This is a genomic window from Streptomyces sp. NPDC059695, assembly GCF_042733785.1.
GTDB lineage: Bacteria > Actinomycetota > Actinomycetes > Streptomycetales > Streptomycetaceae > Streptomyces.
The window spans coordinates 355,124-377,302 of the sequence record NZ_JBHWFF010000002.1; the positions used below are offsets into that span (position 1 = coordinate 355,124).

The window sequence follows — 22,179 nt, forward strand, 5'->3', positions numbered from 1 at the left end:
GTGCGCTCTCCCTCGCGCCCCCCCCCCCCCCCCCCCCGCCGCGCCGCGCGCGCCCCCCCCCCCCCCCTCGGAGGGGGTGGCTGTAGGGCCCCGCTACGACACGATGTCCTTGCGGGCGAAGCCGCGGAAGGCGAGCGCGAAGAGGACCAGGGCGTACGTCAGGGAGATCGCCGTCCCCTTGATCATGCCGCCCCATTCCAGCTGGGGCTGGAGCGCGTCGATCCAGGCGAACTGCCAGTGCGCGGGCAGGTAGTCGCGCCAGTCGCCGAGCGCCGTGACGGCGTCCAGGACGTTGCCGACGATCGTGAGGCCGACGGCTCCGCCCACCGCGCCGAGCGGGGCGTCGGTGCGGGTGGACAGCCAGAAGGCGAGTCCGGCGGTGACCAGTTGGGAGGCGAAGACGAAGGCGACGGCGATCCCGATCCTGAGCAGGGCGTCCCCGGCGGGCACCGAGCCGCCCGTCGGCAGCCGGAGCGGACCCCAGCCGTAGGCGACCGTGCCCGCCGCCAGCGCCACGAGCGGGAGGAGGACCATCGCGGCGGCGCTGTAGCCGAGGGCGACGGTCAGCTTGGACGCGAGGAGCCGGGAGCGCGGGACGGGCGCGGCGAGCAGGTACCGGAGGGAGGACCAGCTCGCCTCGGAGGCGACGGTGTCCCCGCAGAACAGCGCCACGGGGATGACGAGGAGGAACCCGGCCGAGACGAAGAGGCAGGTCGCCGCGAAGTTGGCGCCGGAGGCCGTCGCCGTGTCCATCAGGGTGATGCGGCCGTTGCGGTCGCCGTCCCCGGAGCCGCCGATCGCGAAGGCCGCGATCAGGACGAACGGCAGGGCGACGAGGATGCCGCCCATGACCAGGGTGCGCCGGCGCTTCCACTGGCGGAGGGCCTCGACGCGCAGGGGCAGGGTGCGTCCCGGCCGGTAGCCGGGGGCACGCGTCGGGGCGGTGGCCGGGGTGGTCGTGGTGGTCACGCGGCGCCTCCGATCAGGGTCAGGAACGCGTCTTCGAGGCGCCGGTGGGGACCGACGCCGGTCAGGGGCACGTCCAGGCGGACGAGTTCGCCGATGAGGGCGGTCGGGTCGATGCCGTCGAGGCGGACCAGGATCCCGCCCTCGGCACGGGTCGCCGCGCCGATGCCCGGCAGGGCGTCGATCTTCTCGACGAGGGCGTCGTCGATCTCCGCGCCCAGGCTCACCAGGAGGGTGGTGCCCGAGCCGGTGATCTCGGCGACCGGTCCGGCCTGCACGAGCCGGCCCCGGTCCATGACGACCAGGTGCGTGCAGGACTGCTCGACCTCGGCGAGGAGGTGGCTGGAGACGATGACGGTCCGGCCCCCGGCCGCGTACCGGATCATCACCTCGCGCATCTCGCGGATCTGCGGCGGGTCGAGCCCGTTGGTCGGCTCGTCGAGGATCAGCAGGTCGGGCAGGCCCAGCATGGCCTGGGCGAGGGCGAGGCGCTGCCGCATGCCCTGCGAGTAGGTGCGGACGGCGCGTTCGAGGGCGCCGCCCAGGTTCGCGATCCGCAGGGCCTCGTCGACGTGGGCGTCCTCGGCGGGGCGGCCGGTGGCCCTCCAGTACAGGTCCAGGTTCTCCCGGCCCGACAGGTGCGGCAGGAAGCCCGCGCCCTCGACGAAGGCGCCGACCCGGGAGAGGACCGGGGCGCCGGGCCTGATGGCCTGGCCGAAGACCCGGATCTCACCCTCGTCGGGGGTGATGAGGCCCATCAGCATGCGCAGGGTGGTGGTCTTGCCCGCGCCGTTCGGCCCGAGGAGGCCGAGGACCTGGCCCTGCTCGACGCGGAAGGACAGCTCGCGGACGCTGTACCGGTCGCCGCCCTTGTACTTCTTCGACAGGCCGGTGATCTGGAGGGGTACGGCGGCGAGTTCCGGGTCGGGGGCGTCGGCGGCCGTCCGGCGGCGGGCGGTGAGCAGCAGCGCCGCGGCCCCGGCGAGGCCGAGGAGCGGCAGGCCCCACACCCACCAGGGCAGGGCGGCGGCCTGGGTCGAGAGTCCGGGCGCGGTGGGGACGGTGAGCGGGCCCTCGACGGCGACGGTGTAGCGGGCAGGGACCACCGGGGAGGCGTAGCCGAGGTCGGTGGCGGCGACGACGAGACGCAGCCGGTGCCCGGCCTCCACCTCGTGGTCGATCGCGGGCAGGGTCAGCGTGACGCTCTTCCCGGCCTTGGCGCCCTCGACGCGGACGGGGGCGACGAGCTGGGCGGGCAGCACCTGCTGCCGTCCGTCCGGCCCGACGTCGTACACCTTGGCGAAGAGGACGGCGGAGCCGTCGGCGGCGGTGGAGGTGACCTTGACGCGGACGGTCGGCGTGCCGGTGACGCGCAGGGCCTCGGTCTGCGGCTTGGCGTCGAACCTGGCGTGCTGGCCGGGGAAGTCGAGGGAGAGCCCGACGCCGAGGGAGGAGAGGCCGGAGAGTCCGCCGCCGAGGCCGGGGACGGCCGAGACGGCCGGGGGTGCGGCGCCGGGCGGGTTGGTGAAGGTCTGCGGCGCCCCGCCGAGGGCGACGTCCGTGGTGCCGGAGGTGAGGCCCGGGTAGCGGCCGGCGGTCGCGGCGCGCAGGGTGGCCCGTCCGTCGGTGGAGTCGACGCCGCCGGTGCGGCTGACCCGGAAGGCGGGGCCGGTGTCGACGGAGGTGTCGCGCTTCAGCCACCGGTCGAACCAGGTGGTGACGCGCCGCTCGACGCGGTCGGTCTCGCGGTCGCCGCCGTCGTGGCCGCCGGAGATCCAGTCGACGGCGACGGGGGCGCCGTTGGCCGTGAGGGTGCGGGCCATGGCGTCGGACTGGGCGAGGGTGAAGAGCGAGTCGGACTGGCCCTGGACGAGGAGCGCGGGCACCTTGACGCGGGCGCCGACGGCGGACGGACTGCGGGCTTCGAGGAGGGCGCGGGCCTCGGCGTCGGGCTTCCCGGCGACGGCGACGCGCTGGTAGAGGGAGCAGAGCTCGGCGGTGAACCGTCCGCAGCCGTTCCCGGCGGCGACGGCGCCGGCCGGGCGGCCGCCCGCGGCGGAGGCGGCGGACGTGTCGCCCGTGGAGAAGAAGATCCCGGCCCAGAGCTTCTTGAAGACGCCCTGCGGGAAGAGGGCGTCGGCGAGGTTCCAGTAGGTGATCTGGGGGGCGATCGCGTCCACGCGCGGGTCGTGTCCCGCGGCGAGCAGGGAGATCGCGCCGCCGTAGGAGGCGCCGGTGACGCCGACGCGCGGGTCGCCGGCCTTGTCGAGGAGGACCTCGGGGCGGGCGGCGAGCCAGTCGATCAGCTTCGAGACGTCCCTGACCTCGTGGTCGGGGTCGTTGAGCCCGATCTCGCCGGTGGAGGCGCCGAAGCCGCGGGCGGACCAGGTGAGGACGGCGTAGCCGTCGCGGGCGAGGCCCTCGGCCTGGGCGCGGACGTCGTCCTTGGAGCCGCCGAAGCCGTGGCCGAGGAGGACGGCGGGGCGCCGTCCGTCGCCCGCGCCGGTGAAGTACGAGGTGTCGAGCCGTACCCCGTCGACGTCGAGCATCCGGTCCGCGCGGTGCACAGGCGGTGGATCGTCCTGGGCGACGGCGGTCCACGTGCCGGCACCCGCGAGGACGGCGAGCGCTGCGGTGACCGCGGCCCACCGGGGAAGTCGGAGTCGCATGCCGTCGAGCCTAAGCGGCGCCGCCGCGGGGCACGGCTGCCCACGGACGGAAATCGACGGCCTCCTCAGGTCGTACGCAGTACGGTCCGCGTACAGCGGACGCGGTACGCGGAGACAGGGAGACGGCGTGGAGATCCGGCGGGCGACGACGGTGGCGGAGCTGCTGGCGGCGGGGCACCTGTACGACGGGCCGCCCCGGGAGGCCTGGGCGGCCCGCTTCCTGGCGGCGCCGGGGCACCTGATGCTGATCGCGTACGCGGAGGACGGTTTCCCGGCCGGTTTCGTCTCCGGCGTCGAGATGCTGCATCCCGACAAGGGCACGGAGATGTGCCTGTACGAGCTGTCGGTGGACGCGTCGCACCGCCGGCGCGGGATCGGGCGGGCCCTGACGGAGGCGCTGCTGGCGCAGGCGCGGGAGCGCGGCTGCTACGGCGCCTGGGTCGGCGTCGACACGGACAACGGCCCCGCCCTGGCCACCTACCGCTCGGCGGGCGCGGTCGACGAGGGCGTCTTCGCGATGCGCGGCTGGCCGCTGGACGAGGAACCGGGCGCCTGAACGCCCGATGTCCCCGGGGAGCGCGCCCCGGGGACATCGGACGTGGATCGGGCGGATCAGTGGTTGCGCGGGAAGCCCAGGTCGACGCCCGTGGGGGCCTCGGACGGGTCCGGCCAGCGGGTGGTGACGACCTTGCCGCGCGTGTAGAAGTGCACGCCGTCGTTGCCGTAGATGTGGTGGTCGCCGAAGAGCGAGTCCTTCCAGCCACCGAAGGAGTGGTAGCCCACCGGCACCGGGATCGGCACGTTCACGCCGACCATGCCGGCCTCGACCTCCAGCTGGAAGCGGCGGGCGGCGCCGCCGTCGCGGGTGAAGATCGCGGTGCCGTTGCCGAACGGCGAGGCGTTGATGAGGGCGAGGCCCTCCTCGTACGTCTCGGCGCGGAGCACGCAGAGGACCGGGCCGAAGATCTCGTCCTGGTAGGCCTTGGCCGTGGTCGGCACGTGGTCCAGGAGGGACAGGCCGATCCAGTGGCCGTTCTCGTGGCCCTCCACCGTGTAGCCGGTGCCGTCGAGGACGACCTCGCAGCCCTCGGCGGCGGCGCCGTGGACGTAGGAGGCGACCTTGTCGCGGTGGACGGCCGTGATGAGCGGGCCCATCTCGGAGGTGGGGTCGTTGCCGGGGCCGATCTTGATCTTCTCGGCGCGCTCGCGGATCTTCTGGACGAGCTCGTCGCCGATGGAGCCGACGGCCACGACCGCGGAGATCGCCATGCAGCGCTCGCCGGCGGAGCCGTAGGCCGCGGAGACGGCCGCGTCGGCCGCCGCGTCGAGGTCGGCGTCCGGGAGGACCAGCATGTGGTTCTTCGCGCCGCCGAGCGCCTGGACGCGCTTGCCGTTGGCGGAGGCGGTGGTGTGGATGTGGCGGGCGATCGGGGTCGAGCCGACGAAGGAGATCGCGGAGACGTCCGGGTGCTCCAGGAGGCGGTCGACGGCCACCTTGTCGCCGTGCAGGACGTTGAAGACGCCGTCCGGGAGGCCCGCCTCGGCGAGCAGCTCGGCGATCTTCAGGGACGCCGACGGGTCCTTCTCGCTCGGCTTGAGGATGAAGGTGTTGCCGGTCGCGATGGCGATCGGGAACATCCACATCGGCACCATGGCCGGGAAGTTGAAGGGCGTGATGCCGGCGACGACACCGACGGGCTGGCGGATCGACGCCACGTCCACGCGGTTCGAGACCTGCGTGGAGAGCTCGCCCTTGAGCTGGGTGGTGATGCCGCAGGCCAGGTCGACGATCTCCAGGCCGCGGGCGACCTCGCCGAGGGCGTCCGAGTGGACCTTGCCGTGCTCGGCGACGATCCGCTCGGCGATCGCGTCGCGGTTGGCGTCGAGCAGCGCGCGGAACTTGAAGAGGATCGTGGTGCGCTGGGCCAGCGAGGAGGTGCCCCAGGTGGCGAAGGCGTCCTTCGCGGCGGCGACGGCCGCGTCGACCTCCTCCACCGAGGCGAGGGCGACCTGGGTGGTGACGGCGCCGGTGGCCGGGTCGGTGACCGGGCCCCAGTTGCCCGACGTGCCCTCGACGGTCTTGCCACCGATCCAGTGGTGGACGCTCTTCGTCATGACGAGTTACTCCTTCAGAGATGGCGGCGTCGGGCGGTGACGTGCCGGTCGTACTCCTCGCGGGCCTTCGCCGCCGACGGGCGGGTCGACGTCTCGGCCACGGGCACATCCCACCACGCCTGCGCCGGGGGCGGGCCCGACACACTGTCTGCCGTTTCGGTCTCGACGTAGACACATGTGGGATCCGTGGCCGCCCGGGCGTCCGCGAGGGCTTCTCGCAGGTCACGCACGGTGCGGGGGCGCAGTACGCGCATGCCGAGGGAGGCTGCGTTGGCGCCGAGGTCGACGGGGAGCGGCGGTCCGGTGAAGCTCCCGTCGGCCGCCCGGTGGCGGTAGTCGGTGCCGTACCGCTCGGCGCCGACGGCCTCGGAGAGGCCGCCGATGGAGGCGTACCCGTGGTTCTGCAGGATCACCAGCTTCAGGGGCAGTCGTTCCTGGACGGCCGTGACGATTTCGGTGGGATTCATCAAGTATGTACCGTCGCCGACGAGCGCCCAGACGGGTCTGCCGGGCGCGGCGAGGAGGACGCCGATCGCGGCGGGGATCTCGTAGCCCATGCAGGAGTAGCCGTACTCGACGTGGTACTGGTCCCGCGAGCGGGTCCGCCAGAGCTGGTGGAGGTCGCCGGGGAGCGACCCCGCGGCGTTGATCAGGATGTCGCTCCCGTCGACCAGAGTGTCGAGTGCGCCGAGGACCTGGGTCTGGGTGGGGCGGGCGTCCTCGTCCGGGACGGCGTAGGCCTCGTCGGTCCGCCGCTGCCACTCGGCCTTCGAGCGGGACCGGTCGGCCGTGGTCCACCGGCGGTCGCCGAGCGCCCCGGTGAGCGCGGTGAGGCCCTCGCGGGCGTCGGCGACGAGGGGCAGCGCGGCCTGCTTGTGGGCGTCGAAGCCGGTGATGTTGAGGTTGAGGACGGGCGTGTCGGGACGGAAGAGGCTGCCGGACGCGGTGGTGAAGTCGGTGTACCGGGTGCCGACGCCGATGATCAGGTCGCTGTCGCGCGCGAGGGCGTCGGCGGTGGCGGTGCCGGTGTGGCCGATGCCCCCGACGTCGCAGGGGTGGTCGTACGGGAGGACGCCCTTGCCGGCCTGGGTGGTGGCGACGGGCAGCCCGGTGCGCTCGGCCAGCTCGCGCAGCGCGTCCTCGGCGCGGCTGTGCCGCACGCCGCCGCCCGCGATGATCAGCGGCCGTTCGGCGGCCCGCACGGCGCGGACGGCGGCGTCGAGTTCGGCGGTGTCGGGGCGGGGGCGGCGGACCCGCCAGATCCGCTCGGCGAAGAACTCCTCGGGCCAGTCGTACGCCTCGGCCTGGACGTCCTGGGGCAGGGCGAGGGTCACGGCGCCGGTCTCGGCGGGGTCGGCGAGGACGCGGACGGCGGCGAGGGCGGCGGGGACGAGGGCCTCGGGCCGGGTGACCCGGTCGAAGTACCGGGACACCGGGCGGAGGCAGTCGTTGACGGACACGTCGCCCGCGGACGGGACCTGGAGCTGCTGCAGGACGGGGTCGGCGGGGCGGGTGGCGAAGGTGTCGCCGGGCAGGAGCAGCACCGGGAGGTGGTTGATCGTGGCGAGGGCGGCGCCGGTGACGAGGTTGGTGGCGCCGGGGCCGATGGAGGTGGTGACGGCGTGCGCGGAGAGCCGGTTGCTCTGGCGGGCGTAGCCGACGGCGGCGTGCACCATGGCCTGCTCGTTGCGGCCCTGGTGGAAGGGCATGCCCCGCTCCTCGACCAGCGCCTGCCCGATCCCGGCGACGTTCCCGTGCCCGAAGATGCCCCAGGTGGCGGCGATCAGCCGGTGCCGTTCGCCGTCGCGTTCGGTGTGCTGGGCGGCGAGGAAGCGCACGAGGGCCTGCGCGACGGTGAGCCTCATGCGTACCCCTCCGTGTGGTCCGGGTGGAAGCAGATCTTCCACTCCCGCCCGGGTCCGGGGCCCGCCATGACGTTGAGGTAGTAGAGGTCGTGGCCCGGCTGGGCGATCGAGGGCCCGTGCCAGCCGTCGGGGACGAGGACCGCGTCGCCGTCCCGGACCTCGGCGAGCAGCTCGGCGCCGCCGGACCGCGAGGGCGAGATCCGCTGGTAGCCGAGACCCCGCGGGCCGGCGATCTCGTAGTAGTAGATCTCCTCCAGGACGGACTCGGCGCCGGGGCGGTGCTCGTCGTGCTTGTGCGGCGGGTAGGAGGACCAGTTCCCGCCGGGCGTGACGACCTCGACGGCGATGAGCCGGTCGCACGCGAAGGCGTCCGCCGAGGCGAAGTTCCGTACCCGGCGGGCACGGTTGCCGCTGCCCCGGGTCTCGACGGGAACCTCCGGCGCGGGGCCGTAGCGGGCGGGGAGTCTTCGCTCGCACTTCGCTCCTGCCAAAGCGAAGCGGCCTCCCGCGCCGGAGGCGATCTGGGCGTGGGCGTCGCGCGGTACGTAGGCGAAGTCGGTCACTCCTTCGAACACGCTCGCGCGGCCCAGGAGTTCGAAGATCTCGCCGTCGACGCGCACGCTACAGGCACCGGAGAGGGGAAGCACGGCCCATTCGGAATCCCCGCTCTCGAAGGAGTGGTTCTCCCCCGGTCCGAGGGTGAGGACCCGGAGCGCGGAGTACGTCCATCCGGCCCGCCCGGGGTCGATGTCGACCGTGTACGGCCCGTGCGCGGCGGTGCCGGCGGGGAGGTGGAGGCTCGTGTGCATGACGGATCCCTACCCCTTCTCCGGGATCGTTCCCGTGCCGGCGGCCAGCGCTTCGGCGATCTCCGCGGCGTCCGGCATGGCGGAGGAGCAGGCGAGGCGGCCCGCGACGATCGCGCCGGCGGCGTTGGCGTGCCGCAGGACCGTGCCGAGGTCGTGTCCGGCGAGCAGGCCGTGGACGAGGGCCCCGCCGAACGCGTCTCCCGCGCCGAGCCCGTTGACGACCTCGACCGGCAGCGGCGGCACCTCGGCGCGGGTCCCGTCGGCGGCGAGCGCGAGGACGCCCGCGGGGCCCTGCTTCACGACGGCGAGCCGGACGGCGCCGGCCGCGAGGAGGGCGCGGGCGGCGGCCTCGGGCTCCCGTTCCCCGGTGGCGACCTGGCACTCGTCGAGGTTGCCGACGGCGACGGTCGCGTGCCGCAGGGCCTCGGTGTAGTACGGGCGGGCCGCCGCCGGGTCCGTCCAGAACATCGGCCGCCAGTCCAGGTCGAGGACCGTCGTCTCCCGGCCGGACCGGGCCCGCAGCGCGTCCAGGGTCGCGGTGCGGCTGGGTTCGGCGCACAGGCCGGTGCCGGTCGCCCAGAAGACCCGGGCGGCCCGGACGGCGTCGAGGTCCAGCTCCTCGGTCCTGATCTCCAGGTCGGGGGCCCGGGGGCGGCGGTAGAAGTAGAGCGGGAAGTCGTCGGGCGGGAAGAGCGCGCAGAAGGTGACGGGGGTGGGGTGCGCGTCGACCTCGGCCACCCAGCGGCCGTCCACGCCGAAGGCCTTGAGCTCGCGGCGCAGATAGGCGCCGAAGGGGTCGGCGCCGGTGCGGGAGAGGAGTGCGGTGCGGCGGCCGAGGCGGGCGGCGGCGACGGCCACGTTGGCCGCCGAGCCGCCGAGGAACTTGCGGAAGGTCTCGACCTGGTCGAGTCCGACACCGGCCTGGAGCGGGTACAGGTCCACGCCGAGGCGGCCCATGGCGATCAGGTCGTACGGCTCCGTCTCCACGTGCCACCTCTCGGCTCGGGCGCCCTCGGCTCCGCTCCCAGGTGTAGTCGTCCGCCCGGAGGCGTGTCAACGATATGTCCGGACATCCGGACGACGTGGGACGGCCCGACGGCTTGACGCTCCTCTCGGACCGCGGCCAAGGTGGCAGTCATGACGAAGCCGTCGCCGCAGCCGTCAGCAGCGCCCTCGCCCCGTCCGTCGCCGCAGCCGTCGCCACCGTCCCGGATCCGCGTCGGATCGGCCCCCGACTCGTGGGGGGTGTGGTTCGCCGACGACCCCCGGCAGGTGCCGTGGCAGCGCTTCCTCGACGAGGTGTCGGGCGCCGGCTACGGGTGGATCGAGCTGGGTCCGTACGGCTATCTGCCGACGGATCCGGCCGTCCTCGCGGAGGAGACCGCCCGGCGCGGGCTCCGGGTCTCGGCGGGCACCGTCTTCACCGGGCTGCACCACGGCCCGGACGTCTGGGACCGGACCTGGGCGCACGTCGCCGAGAACGCCGCCCTCGCCCAGGCCATGGGCGCGGAGCACCTGGTCGTGATCCCGTCGTTCTGGCGGGACGACCGGACGGGCCGGGTCCTGGAGGAGCCCGTGCTGACGGCCGGGCAGTGGCGGGACCTGACCCGGCTGACGGAGCGTCTGGGCCGCGAGGTCCGCGAGCGGTACGGGCTGCGGATCGTGGTCCATCCGCACGCCGACACCCACATCGACGGCGAGGAGAGCGTGTCGCGCCTCCTCGACGCCACCGACCCGGACGCGGTCGCCCTCTGCCTGGACACCGGGCACTACGCGTACGCCGGCGGGGACAGCGTCAAGCTGATCGAGACGTACGGGGAGCGGATCGGCTACCTCCACCTCAAGCAGGTCGACCCGGAGGTGCTCGCGGGGGTGGTGGCCGAGGGGGTGCCGTTCGGTCCGGCCGTGGCGCGGGGGGTGATGTGCGAGCCGCCGTCGGGCGTGCCCGCGCTCGAACCGGTGCTCGCCGCCGCGTCGGCCCTGGACGTGGACCTGTTCGCGATCGTCGAGCAGGACATGTACCCGTGCGAGCCGGACGTCCCGTACCCGATCGCCCTGCGGACCCGGCGCTTCCTCCGCTCCTGCGGCGTGTGACCGGCGCATACCGCCCTGACCAGGGGTGACGCACGCGGACACACCGGGGGAGGCATGTGCCGTTTCCGTCACCCGGATCCCGCTTCCGTCACTTTTGTCACCGTTACGCGGGCTGTGCGTCACAGGCGCTCGACAGCCGCTCCCCTCCTGTCGGAAGGGGCGTTGCACCGGGCAGAGGCTGATTGATCGCTTGATCACCGACGCCCGCCCGCAGCGCCCCCGAACGGCACCCCCTGCCGCCGCTGTGCGGCGCGCAGGGAGGTACCGGGCATGACGGACGCAAGGCTCTGGTCGTACAAGGACATCGCCGCACACATCAAGGTGCAGCCCGACACGGTCCGCTCCTACCGGAAGCACGGGCTTCTTCCGGCGCCCGACCACGTGGAGTCGGGCAAGCCCTACTGGTACGCCGACACGATCCGCGCCTGGGTCGCCGGCCGCCCCGGCAACCGGGCCCGCCGCGACTGACCCGGCCGGACGACGTGCGCCGGGCTCCGGTCCCCTCCGGAGCCCGGCGTTCCGCCGTGCGGGGCCAGGGGTCAGCGGACGGCGCTGTAGGCCCTCCCGTCGGCGTCGGCGTCGGACTCCGCGCCTGGCCCGTCCCCCCTGCCGGGGCCGGCCGGGGCGTCCGTCTCGCTGATGCCGAAGCGGTCGTGGAAGCGGCGCAGCGGGCCCGGTGCCCACCAGGTGAGGCGGCCGGTCAGCTTCATCACGGAGGGGACGAGGAGGCTGCGGACCACCATCGCGTCCATGAGGACGGCGAGCGCGACACCGAGTCCGAGCATCTTCGTGTTGGTGACGCGGGAGGTGCCGATGGCGACCATGACGACGGCGAGGATCACGGCGGCGGCGGTGATCAGGCCCCCGGTGTGGCGCAGTCCGAAGCGGACGGAGTGCTCGTGGTCGCCGGTGGCGTCGTACTCCTCCTTGATGCGGGACAGCAGGAACACCCCGTAGTCCATGGAGAGTCCGAAGGCCACGCAGAACATGAGCACGGGCAGGGTGGTCTCGATGTCGCCGGTGGAGGTGAAGCCGAGGAACCCGGCGAGGTGCCCCTCCTGGAAGACCCAGACGACGGCGCCGAACATCGCCGTGAGGCTCAGGGCGTTGAGGAGGACGGCCTGGACGGGGACGACGACGCTGCCGGTGAGCAGGAAGACCAGGAGCAGGGTGACGAGGACGATGATCCCGGCCGCCCAGGGCAGGCGGTCGGCGATGGCGTCCTTGGAGTCGACGAGGACGGCGGCCGGTCCGGTGACGGTGGTCGCGAACGGGGCCTCGGCCGCGCGCAGTTCCCCGACGACCCGCTGGGCGTCGGCGCCGACGGTCTCCCCTTCGGGCACCACGGTGAAGTAGGCGGATCCGGCGCCTGCGGTGACGGGGCCCTCGGCCCGGGCGACGCCGTCGAGGGCGGCGATGCGCTCGCGGTAGCCGGCGTACTGCGCGGGCGTGGCCGTCCCCTCGGCGAGGACGGTGAGGCCACCGCCCGGGTTGCCGGGGAAGCCGTCCCGCAGCTGGTCCTGGACGACCCGGGAGGAGGAGGTCTCGGGGAGCTGCCGGTCGTCGGCGGTGCCGAACCTCACGCCGAGGAAGGGCAGTCCGAGGAGGACGAGTCCGGCGGTGGTGACGACGGCGAAGACGGGTGCCCGGCGCATCACGAGGGCGGCGGCCCGCCCCCAGCCGGCTCCGGCGGCGCCCGGCGAGTCGCCCCGGCCCGCCCCGGCCGTACCGCTCCCCGCCCGGCCGCGGTGCAGGAGGCGTCGCAGGTCCAGGGCGTTGACCCGGTCCCCGAGCAGCACGAGGGCGGCCGGGAGCAGGGTGAGCGCGGCGGTGGCCGCGAGCAGGACGACGGCGATCCCGGCGTACGCGAAGGAGCGCAGGAAGTACTGCGGGAAGACCAGCATCGCGGCGAGCGAGACGGCGACGGTGAGCGCGGAGAAGAGCACGGTCCGGCCGGCGGTGCGCAGCGTCGTGCGGACGGCGGCGAACGTGTCGGCTCCGGCCGCGCGCTCCTCGCGGTAGCGGCGGACGACGAACAGGGCGTAGTCGATGGCGAGCCCGAGTCCGAGGGCGGTCGTCAGGTTCTGCGCGAAGACGGAGACGTCGGTGAACTCGGTGATGCCGCGCAGGACGGCGTTGGTGCCGAGGATGGCGACGATGCCGACGCCGAGCGGCAGCAGGGCGGCGACGGCGCTGCCGAAGACCATGACGAGCAGGACGAGCGTCAGGGGCAGGGCGATGAGCTCGGCCCGCAGCAGGTCCTCCTGGATGACCGTCTGCATCTCGTGCCGGACGGCGAGCCCGCCGCCGAGGGAGACCTCGACGGGGCCGTGGGCGCCCCGGTACGCGGGGGCGATCCGGTCGAGGACGGCGGCGGCGTCCTTCTCCTCGCCGGCGATCCGGGCGGCGATCACACCCTGCCGGCCGTCCTCGGAGCGGAGGGCGGGCGAGCCGGTGGACCAGTAGGAGCCGACGCCGTCGACGCCCGGTTCGGCGTCGAGGCGCTCGGCGAGCCGCCGGGCCTCGGCGGCGACGGCCGGGTCGTCGACCCCGGGGGCTCCGGCGTCGACGAGCAGCAGCACGTTCGGCTGGGAGCCGGGGAACCGGCGCTCCAGGGCCTTGGTGGCGTACGTGGACTCGGCGGCCGGGTCCTCCCAGCCGCCGCTGCCCATGCGGTCGGCGACGCCTCCGCCCGCGAGGACGGCGAGGGCCGTGAGCACGAGGGCCACCAGGAGGGTGAGGCGCGGTCTGGCGGTCACGAACCGCGTCCATCCCCCGCCGCCCCCGCCGCGGGAGGCCGTCTTCTTGACTTCGGACATGACGCGGTGTCCCCTTCACCGTGGCCCCTGCACGCGCTTCCCGGCAGGTCGCGGGGGCCGCCCATTGCCATAGACTGGCAAACACGAGTGATCGCTCGCGTTTCCTTAGAATGCGAGCGACCTCTCGTGTTTGTCAAACGTGTTGAGGAGAGCTGGGGACAGTCATGTCCGAAGAACCGAAGCCGCGCCGCCGCCAGGCGCGCGGCGAGCGCCGTATCGCGCAGCTGCTCCAGGCCGCCGCGAACGTCTTCTGCGCGTACGGGTACACGGCGACCAGCACCAACGCGATCGCCCGCGAGGCGAGCGTCTCGCCCGGCACGCTCTACCAGTACTTCCCGAACAAGGAGGCCATCGCGATAGAGCTCGGCGAGCGCCTCCTGAGCGAGATGCGGGAGGCCCACGGCCAGGCGTTCACCCCGGCGAACCTGGCCCTGCCGCTGCCCGAGATGCTGGACGTGGTGGTCGACCCGATGATCGCGTTCAACTGCGAGAACCCGGTCTTCCTCGCGCTCATGCACGGCTCCGAGGTGCCCGGCCGGATCGCCGAGGAGCACGACGCCCTGCACGCCGGCCTGCTGGACTCGGTGCGGGACGTGATCGCGCACTTCGCCCCCGGGCTGACCCCGCAGGAGCGCGCCAGGATCGCCGACATGACCTTCGCGATCTTCAAGGGCGGGCTGGGGCTCGTCCTGGCCGCCCCCGAGGGGGCGGAGCGGGACGCGACGATCGCCGAGCTGAAGACCGTCCTGCTGCGCTACCTCTCCCCGCTGGTCGGGTCCCCCGGCTGACCGGGGAGGGCGGTCACCAGGACTCCGAGCCGCCCACCGACTCCGCGGGCAGCGCCTTCTCGCCCGCCCGCGCCCGGAGCTTCAGGGCCAGCAGCGGGAAGATCAGCACGGAGAGCATGCCCGCCCCGACGAGCGCCGCCGCCTCGCCGGCCGTCATCTCCTTGTCGTCCACGCCGATGGTGGTGATCGCGACGACGAGCGGCAGCGCCGTGGAGCCGTAGAGGACGAGGCCGCCCCGGTCCCGGCGGCCGAGGTCGCGCGGCGCGAGGAACCAGACCGGCCCGCCGCGCACGACCAGGAAGAGCAGCAGGAAGACCGGCAGCAGGACCAGGGTCCTGCCCCCGTCGAGGAGCGAGTCCAGGTCGAACTCGATCCCGGTGACGACGAAGAACACCGGGACGAGGAAGCCGAAGCCGACGCCCTCCACCTTCTCCAGGATCTGGGGCCCCGCCTCGGGCGCGGCGCCGGTCAGCACCAGCCGGGTGATGAGTCCGGCCGCGAAGGCGCCGAGCAGCACGTCGAGCCCGAGCGCGGTCGAGGCCCCGAGCATGAGCGCGAGCAGCAGGAAGACGAAGCGGACCGCGAACTGGCCGCTGCTGTGCAGGGTCTTGGCGATGACGGTCGAGAACCACGGCGGGCGGGGCCGCAGCGCCCACAGGACGGCCCCGGCGGTGAGCGCGGCGAAGACCGCGAGGAGGGCGGTGGACTCGGCGGCGCCGCGCCCGCTGAGCAGCAGCGCCATCGCGATGATCGGGCCGAACTCGCCGACCGCGCCGAAGGCCATGACGACCGAGCCGAACCGCCCGTGGAGGTCGCCCGCGTCCCGCAGCACCGGCAGGACGGTGCCGAGCGCGGTGCTGGTCAGGGCGACGCCGATGAAGACGCCCTTGGTGTAGCCGCCGCCGAGCAGGACGCCGGTGGCGAGCCCGAGGCCGAGGGCGATCAGCCAGGCCCACACGGAGCGCCGGAGGGTGTCGCCCCGCACCTTGCCGAACTCGATCTCGTACCCGGCGAGGAAGATCAGCATGGCCAGGCCGAGCTGGGAGAGCCCGTCGATCAGCGCGTCGGGGCGGGCCCAGTCCAGGACGTCGGGGCCGATGAGGATGCCGAGCAGGATCTCGAAGATGACCAGGGGGACGGGGAGCCTGCGCCCCACCGCGTAGGCGAGCAGCGGCGCCAGGACGGCGATCGCCATGATCAGGATGAGCGTGCTCCCCGAATGCGACATATCGGGTGTTTACCATAGGCTCCGGCCCGACGCGCCCGTCGGACGGCCCCTCGGCGGGGGGACGTGGCGCTCGCGCCGCCCGGAGCCCGGCCCGAGTGGAATTTATACCCCCTAGGGGTATAGTCTCGATATCGTAAGACCCTGAATCCCCAGGAGGAGAGCGCCATGTCCGCAGAGACGAAGACCGAACTCACCACCGTCTACCAGGTCAAGGGCATGACCTGCGGCCACTGCGAGGGTGCCGTCTCCGGCGAGATCTCCGAGATCCCCGGCGTCTCCTCGGTCACGGCCGTCGCCAAGACCGGCGAGGTCACCGTCGTCTCCGACGCCCCCCTCGACCACGCGGCCGTCGCGGCCGCCGTGGACGAGGCCGGCTACGAGCTGGTCTGACCGCCTCCCGGACACGCTTCGCAGGGCCGTACCGTTGTCCGGTACGGCCCTGCTCCCGTTGGGAATCACGCATGCCAAGCACCACCGTCACCGAGCTGACCATCGGCGGGATGACCTGCGCCTCCTGCGCCGCCCGCATCGAGAAGAAGCTCAACCGGATGGACGGCGTCACCGCCACCGTCAACTACGCCACGGAGAAGGCGCACGTCGAGCACGCGCCGGACGTCGACGTCGACGCGCTGATCGCCACCGTCGTGAAGACCGGCTACACCGCCGACGTACCCCTTCCGCCGGCGGAGGAGCAGGAGGAGGAGACGGCGGCGGACCCCGAGCTCGCCTCCCTCCGGCAGCGGCTCACCGTCTCCGCGCTCCTCTCGGCGCCGGTGGTCCTGCTCGCCATGGTCCCGTCGCTCCAGTTCGACGACTGGCAGTGGCTCTCGCTCACCCTCGCCTCCCCCGTCGTCGTCTGGGGCGGGCTGCCCTTCCACCGGGCCGCCTGGACCAACCTCCGGCACGGCGCGGCCACCATGGACACCCTCGTCTCGGTCGGCACCCTCGCCGCCTACGGCTGGTCCCTCTGGGCGCTCTTCCTCGGTGACGCCGGCATGCCCGGCATGCGCCACGGCTTCGACCTCACCGCCGACCGCGCCCACGCCTCCTCCTCGATCTACCTGGAGGTCGCCGCCGGCGTCGTCACCTTCATCCTCCTCGGCCGCTACCTGGAGGCCCGCGCCAAGCGGAAGGCGGGCGCCGCGCTGAGGTCCCTGATGGAGCTCGGCGCCAAGGACGTCGCCGTCCTGCGCGAGGGCCGGGAGGTACGGATCCCGGTCACCGACCTGCGGACCGGCGACCTCTTCGTCGTCCGCCCCGGGGAGAAGATCGCCACCGACGGCACCGTCGCCGAGGGCTCCTCCGCCGTCGACGCCTCCCTGCTCACCGGCGAGTCGCTGCCCCTGGACGTCACCCCCGGCTCCGCCGTCACCGGCGGCTGCGTCAACGTCTCGGGCCGGCTCGTCGTCGAGGCCGGCCGCGTGGGCTCCGACACCCAGCTCGCCCGGATCGCGAAGCTCGTCGAGGACGCCCAGAACGGCAAGGCCGAGGCGCAGCGCCTCGCCGACCGGATCTCCGCCGTCTTCGTCCCCGCGGTGCTCCTCATCGCCCTCGGCACCCTCGTCACCTGGCTCCTGCTGACCGACGACGTCACCGCCTCCTTCACCGCCGCCGTCGCCGTCCTGATCATCGCCTGCCCCTGCGCCCTGGGCCTCGCCACCCCGACCGCCCTCATGGTCGGCACCGGCCGCGGCGCCCAGCTCGGCATCCTCATCAAGGGACCCGAGGTCCTGGAGTCCACCCGCCGCGTCGACACCGTCGTCCTCGACAAGACCGGGACGGTCACCACCGGCCGCATGAAGCTGACCGGCGTCCACGTGCACGGCGGCCGGTACGGCACGGACCCGGCCGACGAGACCGAACTGCTGCGGCTCGCGGGCGCCCTGGAGCACTCCTCCGAGCACCCGGTCGCCCGCGCGATCGCGGCCGGCGCCGCCGAGCGCTGCGGGGAGCTCCCCACCCCGAAGACCTTCGAGAACGTGCCCGGGCTCGGCGTGCGCGGCTCCGTCGACGGCCGGCTCGTCCTGGTCGGGCGCGCCGCCCTGCTGGAGGCCGAGGGCGTCGAGGCGCCCGCGACCACCGGGCCCGGTGCCGTCCACGTCGCCTGGGACGGGGTCGCCCGGGGCACCCTGACCGTCGCCGACACCGTCAAGGACACCAGCGCCGAGGCGGTCGCCCGGCTGCGCGCCCTGGGCCTGCGGCCGGTCCTGCTCACCGGGGACCACCGCGCGGTGGCCCGGGCCGTGGCGGGCGAGGTGGGCATCGACGAGGTGATCGCGGAGGTGCTGCCCGAGGAGAAGGCCGAGGTGGTCCGGCGGCTCCGCGCCGAGGGCCGCACGGTCGCGATGGTGGGCGACGGGGTCAACGACGCCGCCGCGCTCGCCGGCGCCGACCTCGGGATCGCGATGGGCACGGGAACCGACGCGGCCATCGAGGCGAGCGACCTGACCCTGGTCCGGGGCGATCTGCGGGTCGCCGCGGACGCCATCCGGCTGGCCCGGCGGACCCTGGCGACGATCCGGGGGAACCTCGGCTGGGCCTTCGGCTACAACGTCGCCGCGCTGCCCCTCGCGGCGGCCGGACTCCTCAACCCGATGATCGCCGGCCTGGCCATGGCCCTTTCGTCCGTCTTCGTCGTATCCAACAGCCTTCGGCTCCGGCGGTTCACGTGAATTCACTTACGTGTGACGCACAGGACCTTCACAAGGAGATCTAGATCACAGATATTGGGGGGTAACCATCTGGGCTGTTCGCGAGTCTAAGTGGGCGATGCCAAGAACGTCTTGGGGGACGTTCATGGGATGTCTTGGGGGACGTCCCTAGGCAAGCGCGGCCGGGGCACGTGCACCGGGGAGCTTTGAGCGGCCCTCCCGTACGTACCCCGGCAGACCGCGCACCGGACGCCCGGCCCGGATCCCGTGGGGGGAATCCGCACCGGGATATGGAAAGCGCCCCGCTCGCCGACCCGTGGGGGGATCGGTGGCGGGGCGCTTTTCGCTCGTGTGACCCGTGAGGCCGGTGGTGTCAGCGACCCTCGACCGGGACGAAGTCGCGGAGGACCTCACCCGTGTAGATCTGGCGCGGACGGCCGATGCGGGAACCCGGCTCCTTGATCATCTCGTGCCACTGGGCGATCCAGCCCGGGAGGCGGCCGAGGGCGAAGAGGACCGTGAACATCTCGGTCGGGAAGCCCATGGCGCGGTAGATCAGGCCCGTGTAGAAGTCCACGTTCGGGTAGAGGTTGCGCGAGACGAAGTACTCGTCGGAGAGCGCGTGCTCCTCCAGCTTGAGCGCGATGTCGAGCAGCTCGTCGGACTTGCCGAGGGCCGAGAGGACATCGTGCGCCGCCGCCTTGATGATCTTGGCGCGCGGGTCGAAGGACTTGTACACCCGGTGGCCGAAGCCCATCAGGCGGACGCCGTCCTCCTTGTTCTTCACCTTGCGGATGAAGGAGTCGACATCGCCGCCGTTGGCCTTGATGCCTTCCAGCATCTCCAGGACCGACTGGTTGGCGCCACCGTGCAGGGGGCCCCACAGGGCCGAGATGCCGGCGGAGATCGAGGCGAACATGTTCGCCTGCGAGGAGCCGACCAGGCGCACGGTGGAGGTCGAGCAGTTCTGCTCGTGGTCCGCGTGCAGGATCAGCAGCTTGTCGAGCGCCGAGACGACGACCGGGTCCAGGTCGTACTCCTGCGCCGGGACCGAGAAGGTCATGCGCAGGAAGTTCTCGACGTACCCGAGGTCGTTGCGCGGGTAGACGAACGGGTGGCCGATCGACTTCTTGTACGCGTACGCCGCGATCGTCGGCAGCTTGGCGAGCAGCCGGATCGTGGAGAGGTGGCGCTGCTCCTCGTCGAACGGGTTGTGGCTGTCCTGGTAGAAGGTGGACAGCGCGGAGACCACCGAGGACAGCATCGCCATCGGGTGGGCGTCCCGCGGGAAGCCGCGGAAGAAGTTCTTGACGTCCTCGTGGACCAGCGTGTGCTGCGTGATCTCGTTCTTGAAGGTCGACAGCTCGTCGACCTTGGGCAGCTCACCGTTGATCAGCAGGTACGCCACCTCAAGGAAGGTGGAGCGCTCGGCCAGCTGCTCGATGGGGTAGCCGCGGTACCGCAGAATTCCCTGCTCACCGTCGAGGTAGGTGATGGCGGATTTATAGGCGGCGGTGTTGCCGTATCCGCTGTCCAGGGTGACCAGACCGGTCTGGGCTCGGAGTTTGCCGATGTCGAAGCCCTGGTCGCCGACGGTGCTCTCGACCACCGGGTAGGTGTATTCACCGTCCGCGTACCGCAGTACTACAGAGTTGTCGCTCACGTCATCCCTCACCGACGTAGTGCCTCTTCTTCGAGGTGCCCTGACTGTCTCTACCATCCCCCATTTGGCTCAGGAGAGTGCACTCGGGGTCGCTCATTGGGCCATTCGGCGGCACTCAGTGCCGCCAACCTTCATATCCTGCCCCCTTCGCCCCGGTTCCGGTAGCCCCTCGTGATCTTTCACACGAGGGTCTCCCCTGTGAGCCGGTGGGCGAGTGCGGTAAAGCGCCTGCCCGCCGAGACCGTACGGACCGCCTGGGCGATCGCCCGCCGGGAACCGACGAGGACGACCAGCTTCCGGGCCCGGGTCACCGCCGTGTAGAGCAGGTTCCGCTGAAGCATCATCCAGGCGCTCATGGTGACCGGGATCACCACCGCCGGATACTCGCTGCCCTGCGAGCGGTGGATGGTGACCGCGTACGCGTGGGCGAGTTCGTCCAGCTCGTCGAAGTCGTAGGGCACCTCCTCGTCCTCGTCCGTCCGCACGGTCAGCCGCTGCTCGACGGTGTCCAGCGCCGTGACGACGCCGACCGTGCCGTTGAAGACCCCGTTGGCCCCCTTCTCGTAGTTGTTCCGGATCTGGGTCACCTTGTCGCCCACCCGGAAGACCCGGCCGCCGAACCGCTTCTCCGGGAGGTCCGGGCGGGCCGGGGTGATGGCCTGCTGGAGCAGGCCGTTGAGCGAGCCCGCGCCCGCCGGGCCCCGGTGCATCGGGGCGAGGACCTGGACGTCCCGGCGCGGGTCGAGACCGAACTTGGCCGGAATCCGCCGGGCCGCGACCTCCACGGCGACCCGGGCCGCGTCCTCCGTCTCCTCCTCGGCGAAGAGGAAGAAGTCCGGCAGGCCCTGTGTCTGCGGCGGGGTGCCGGCGTTGATCCGGTGCGCGTTGACGATCACCCCGGACTCCTTGGCCTGCCGGAAGATCCGGGTCAGCCGCACGGACGGTACGGGGCTGCCGGGGGCCAGCAGATCGCCGAGGACCTCACCGGCGCCGACCGACGGAAGCTGGTCGACGTCCCCCACGAGCAGCAGATGGGCGCCCGGTGCCACCGCCTTGACCAGCTTGTTCGCCAGGAGCAGGTCGAGCATGGAGGCCTCGTCGACGACGATCAGGTCGGCGTCGAGCGGCCGGTCCCGGTCGTAGGCCGCGTCCCCGCCCGGCTTCAGCTCCAGGAGCCGGTGCACCGTGGAGGCCTCGGCGCCGGTCAGCTCGGCGAGCCGCTTCGCGGCCCGCCCGGTGGGGGCGGCGAGCACGACCCTGGCCTTCCTGGCGCGGGCCAGCTCCACGATCGAGCGGACCGTGAAGGACTTGCCGCAGCCGGGGCCGCCGGTGAGCACGGCGACCTTGCGGGTCAGGGCGAGCCGTACGGCCTCCTCCTGCTCGGGCGCCAGCGAGGCCCCCGTACGGTCCGCGAGCCAGGCCAGCGCCCTGTCCCAGGCCACGTCCCGGAAGGCCGGCATCCGGTCCTCCTCGGTCCGCAGGAGCCGTCGCAGCTGCCCGGCGAGGGACAGCTCGGCCCGGTGGAAGGGGATCAGGTAGACGGCGGTGACGGGCGTCCCCCCGGGCCCGGGCACGACCTCCCGCACGACCCCCTCGGGATCGTCCGCGAGCTCGGCGAGGCACTCGATGACGAGCCCCGTGTCGACCTGGAGCAGCTTCACGCCGTCCGCGATCAGCCGCTCCTCCGGCAGGAAGCAGTGCCCCTGGTCGCCGGACTGCGACAGCGCGTACTGCAGGCCGGCCTTCACCCGGTCGGGACTGTCGTGCGGAATGCCGACGGCCTGGGCGATCCGGTCCGCGGTGAGGAAGCCGATGCCCCACACGTCGGTGGCGAGCCGGTAGGGCTGGTTGCGCACGACGGAGATCGACGCGTCCCCGTACTTCTTGTAGATCCGCACGGCGATCGAGGTCGACACCCCCACGCCCTGGAGGAAGACCATCACCTCCTTGATCGCCTTCTGCTCCTCCCAGGCCGCGGTGATGTTCTTCGTGCGCTTCGGCCCGAGTCCGGGGACCTCGATCAGGCGCGCGGGGGCCTCTTCGAGGATGTCGAGGGTGTCGAGCCCGAAGTGCCGGGTGATGCGGTCGGCGAAGACCGGCCCGATGCCCTTGACCAGGCCGGACCCGAGATAGCGCCGGATGCCCTGGATGGTGGCGGGGAGGATCGTCGTGTAGTTGTCCACGTGGAACTGCCTGCCGTACTGCGGGTGGGAGCCCCAGCGGCCCTCCATCCGCACCGACTCCCCCGGCTGCGCGCCGAGCAGCGCCCCGACCACGGTGAGGAGGTCCCCGGCGCCCCGCCCGGTGTCGACCCGGGCGACCGTGTACCCGCTCTCCTCGTTGGCATAGGTGATCCGCTCCAGAACCCCAGTCACTTCACAAACACCCTGGCGGCTACCTTGCTGCGACTCGGTTTCCCTACCGGGCATGCCCCACCTGGCTTCCTACGCCTCCGACACCTGGGAGGCTATCGCCCGCCACCGACAGAGCGGCCGTCTCGTCGTTTCTCGCA

Annotated in this window: 16 protein-coding genes; 6 read left to right on the forward strand and 10 right to left on the reverse strand. The window is 72.9% G+C overall.

All coding sequences use genetic code 11. From position 1 onward, the window contains the following. Positions 1 to 93: 93 nt before the first annotated feature. Entirely contained in the window at positions 94 to 969 is an 876-nt protein-coding gene (locus ACFV2S_RS04185; protein WP_385554050.1) for an ABC transporter permease, read from the reverse strand. Next, positions 966 to 3,635, reverse strand: a complete 2,670-nt coding sequence (locus tag ACFV2S_RS04190; RefSeq protein WP_385554052.1) for a CocE/NonD family hydrolase — start codon at positions 3,633 to 3,635, stop codon at positions 966 to 968. Before ACFV2S_RS04190 ends, ACFV2S_RS04185 begins: the two co-directional genes overlap by 4 nt. Before the next feature lie 127 nt (positions 3,636 to 3,762). Between ACFV2S_RS04190 and ACFV2S_RS04195 the strand changes: the two genes are divergently transcribed. After that, positions 3,763 to 4,191 carry a GNAT family N-acetyltransferase gene (locus ACFV2S_RS04195; protein ID WP_385554054.1) on the forward strand — a complete coding sequence of 143 codons (429 nt, stop codon included), beginning with the start codon at positions 3,763 to 3,765 and terminating at the stop codon, positions 4,189 to 4,191. Positions 4,192 to 4,247: 56 nt separating this feature from the next. Here the strand turns inward: ACFV2S_RS04195 and mmsA are convergent, their stop codons facing one another. From mmsA to iolC, 4 genes are read right to left on the reverse strand one after another with little or no spacing between them, the layout of a single operon-like run. Beyond that, the gene (gene mmsA / locus ACFV2S_RS04200; protein ID WP_383796703.1) at positions 4,248 to 5,750 is read right to left on the reverse strand and encodes a CoA-acylating methylmalonate-semialdehyde dehydrogenase; all 1,503 of its coding nucleotides are present in this window, start codon (positions 5,748 to 5,750) and stop codon (positions 4,248 to 4,250) included. Between the two features lie 14 nt (positions 5,751 to 5,764). Further along, entirely contained in the window at positions 5,765 to 7,615 is a 1,851-nt protein-coding gene (iolD, locus tag ACFV2S_RS04205) for a 3D-(3,5/4)-trihydroxycyclohexane-1,2-dione acylhydrolase (decyclizing) (protein WP_385554057.1), read from the reverse strand. Continuing rightward, positions 7,612 to 8,424 carry a 5-deoxy-glucuronate isomerase gene (iolB, locus tag ACFV2S_RS04210; protein ID WP_385554059.1) on the reverse strand — a complete coding sequence of 271 codons (813 nt, stop codon included), beginning with the start codon at positions 8,422 to 8,424 and terminating at the stop codon, positions 7,612 to 7,614. The genes iolD and iolB overlap by 4 nt, the downstream gene beginning before the upstream one ends. A gap of 9 nt (positions 8,425 to 8,433) precedes the next feature. Continuing rightward, positions 8,434 to 9,381: a 5-dehydro-2-deoxygluconokinase gene (iolC, locus tag ACFV2S_RS04215; protein ID WP_385554378.1), complete on the reverse strand. Its 948-nt coding sequence runs from the start codon at positions 9,379 to 9,381 to the stop codon at positions 8,434 to 8,436. A 180-nt stretch (positions 9,382 to 9,561) separates the two neighbouring features. On the opposite strand from iolC, the gene ACFV2S_RS04220 reads away from it, so the two are divergent. Next, positions 9,562 to 10,518, forward strand: a complete 957-nt coding sequence (locus ACFV2S_RS04220) for a sugar phosphate isomerase/epimerase family protein (RefSeq protein ID WP_385554061.1) — start codon at positions 9,562 to 9,564, stop codon at positions 10,516 to 10,518. Between the two features lie 270 nt (positions 10,519 to 10,788). Further along, complete coding sequence (locus ACFV2S_RS04225; RefSeq protein WP_385554063.1) at positions 10,789 to 10,986, forward strand: helix-turn-helix transcriptional regulator; 198 nt, start codon at positions 10,789 to 10,791, stop codon at positions 10,984 to 10,986. A gap of 71 nt (positions 10,987 to 11,057) precedes the next feature. On the opposite strand, the gene ACFV2S_RS04230 is transcribed toward ACFV2S_RS04225, so the two are convergent. After that, on the reverse strand, positions 11,058 to 13,337 hold the full coding sequence (locus ACFV2S_RS04230; protein ID WP_385554065.1) for an MMPL family transporter: 2,280 nt from the start codon (positions 13,335 to 13,337) through the stop codon (positions 11,058 to 11,060). A gap of 164 nt (positions 13,338 to 13,501) precedes the next feature. Between ACFV2S_RS04230 and ACFV2S_RS04235 the strand changes: the two genes are divergently transcribed. Beyond that, entirely contained in the window at positions 13,502 to 14,125 is a 624-nt protein-coding gene (locus tag ACFV2S_RS04235; RefSeq protein ID WP_385554067.1) for a TetR/AcrR family transcriptional regulator, read from the forward strand. 13 nt (positions 14,126 to 14,138) lie between these two features. On the opposite strand, the gene ACFV2S_RS04240 is transcribed toward ACFV2S_RS04235, so the two are convergent. After that, positions 14,139 to 15,353, reverse strand: a complete 1,215-nt coding sequence (locus ACFV2S_RS04240; RefSeq protein WP_385554069.1) for a cation:proton antiporter — start codon at positions 15,351 to 15,353, stop codon at positions 14,139 to 14,141. Positions 15,354 to 15,518: 165 nt separating this feature from the next. Between ACFV2S_RS04240 and ACFV2S_RS04245 the strand changes: the two genes are divergently transcribed. Both ACFV2S_RS04245 and ACFV2S_RS04250 read left to right on the forward strand, forming a co-directional pair. Next, positions 15,519 to 15,743, forward strand: a complete 225-nt coding sequence (locus ACFV2S_RS04245; protein ID WP_369144332.1) for a heavy-metal-associated domain-containing protein — start codon at positions 15,519 to 15,521, stop codon at positions 15,741 to 15,743. A gap of 71 nt (positions 15,744 to 15,814) precedes the next feature. Beyond that, positions 15,815 to 18,025: a heavy metal translocating P-type ATPase gene (locus tag ACFV2S_RS04250; RefSeq protein WP_385554071.1), complete on the forward strand. Its 2,211-nt coding sequence runs from the start codon at positions 15,815 to 15,817 to the stop codon at positions 18,023 to 18,025. A 352-nt stretch (positions 18,026 to 18,377) separates the two neighbouring features. Here ACFV2S_RS04250 and ACFV2S_RS04255 read toward each other — a convergent pair whose 3' ends face one another. After that, entirely contained in the window at positions 18,378 to 19,667 is a 1,290-nt protein-coding gene (locus ACFV2S_RS04255) for a citrate synthase (RefSeq protein WP_383795367.1), read from the reverse strand. A gap of 179 nt (positions 19,668 to 19,846) precedes the next feature. Continuing rightward, positions 19,847 to 22,042 carry an ATP-dependent RecD-like DNA helicase gene (locus ACFV2S_RS04260; protein ID WP_385554073.1) on the reverse strand — a complete coding sequence of 732 codons (2,196 nt, stop codon included), beginning with the start codon at positions 22,040 to 22,042 and terminating at the stop codon, positions 19,847 to 19,849. Positions 22,043 to 22,179: the final 137 nt, after the last annotated feature.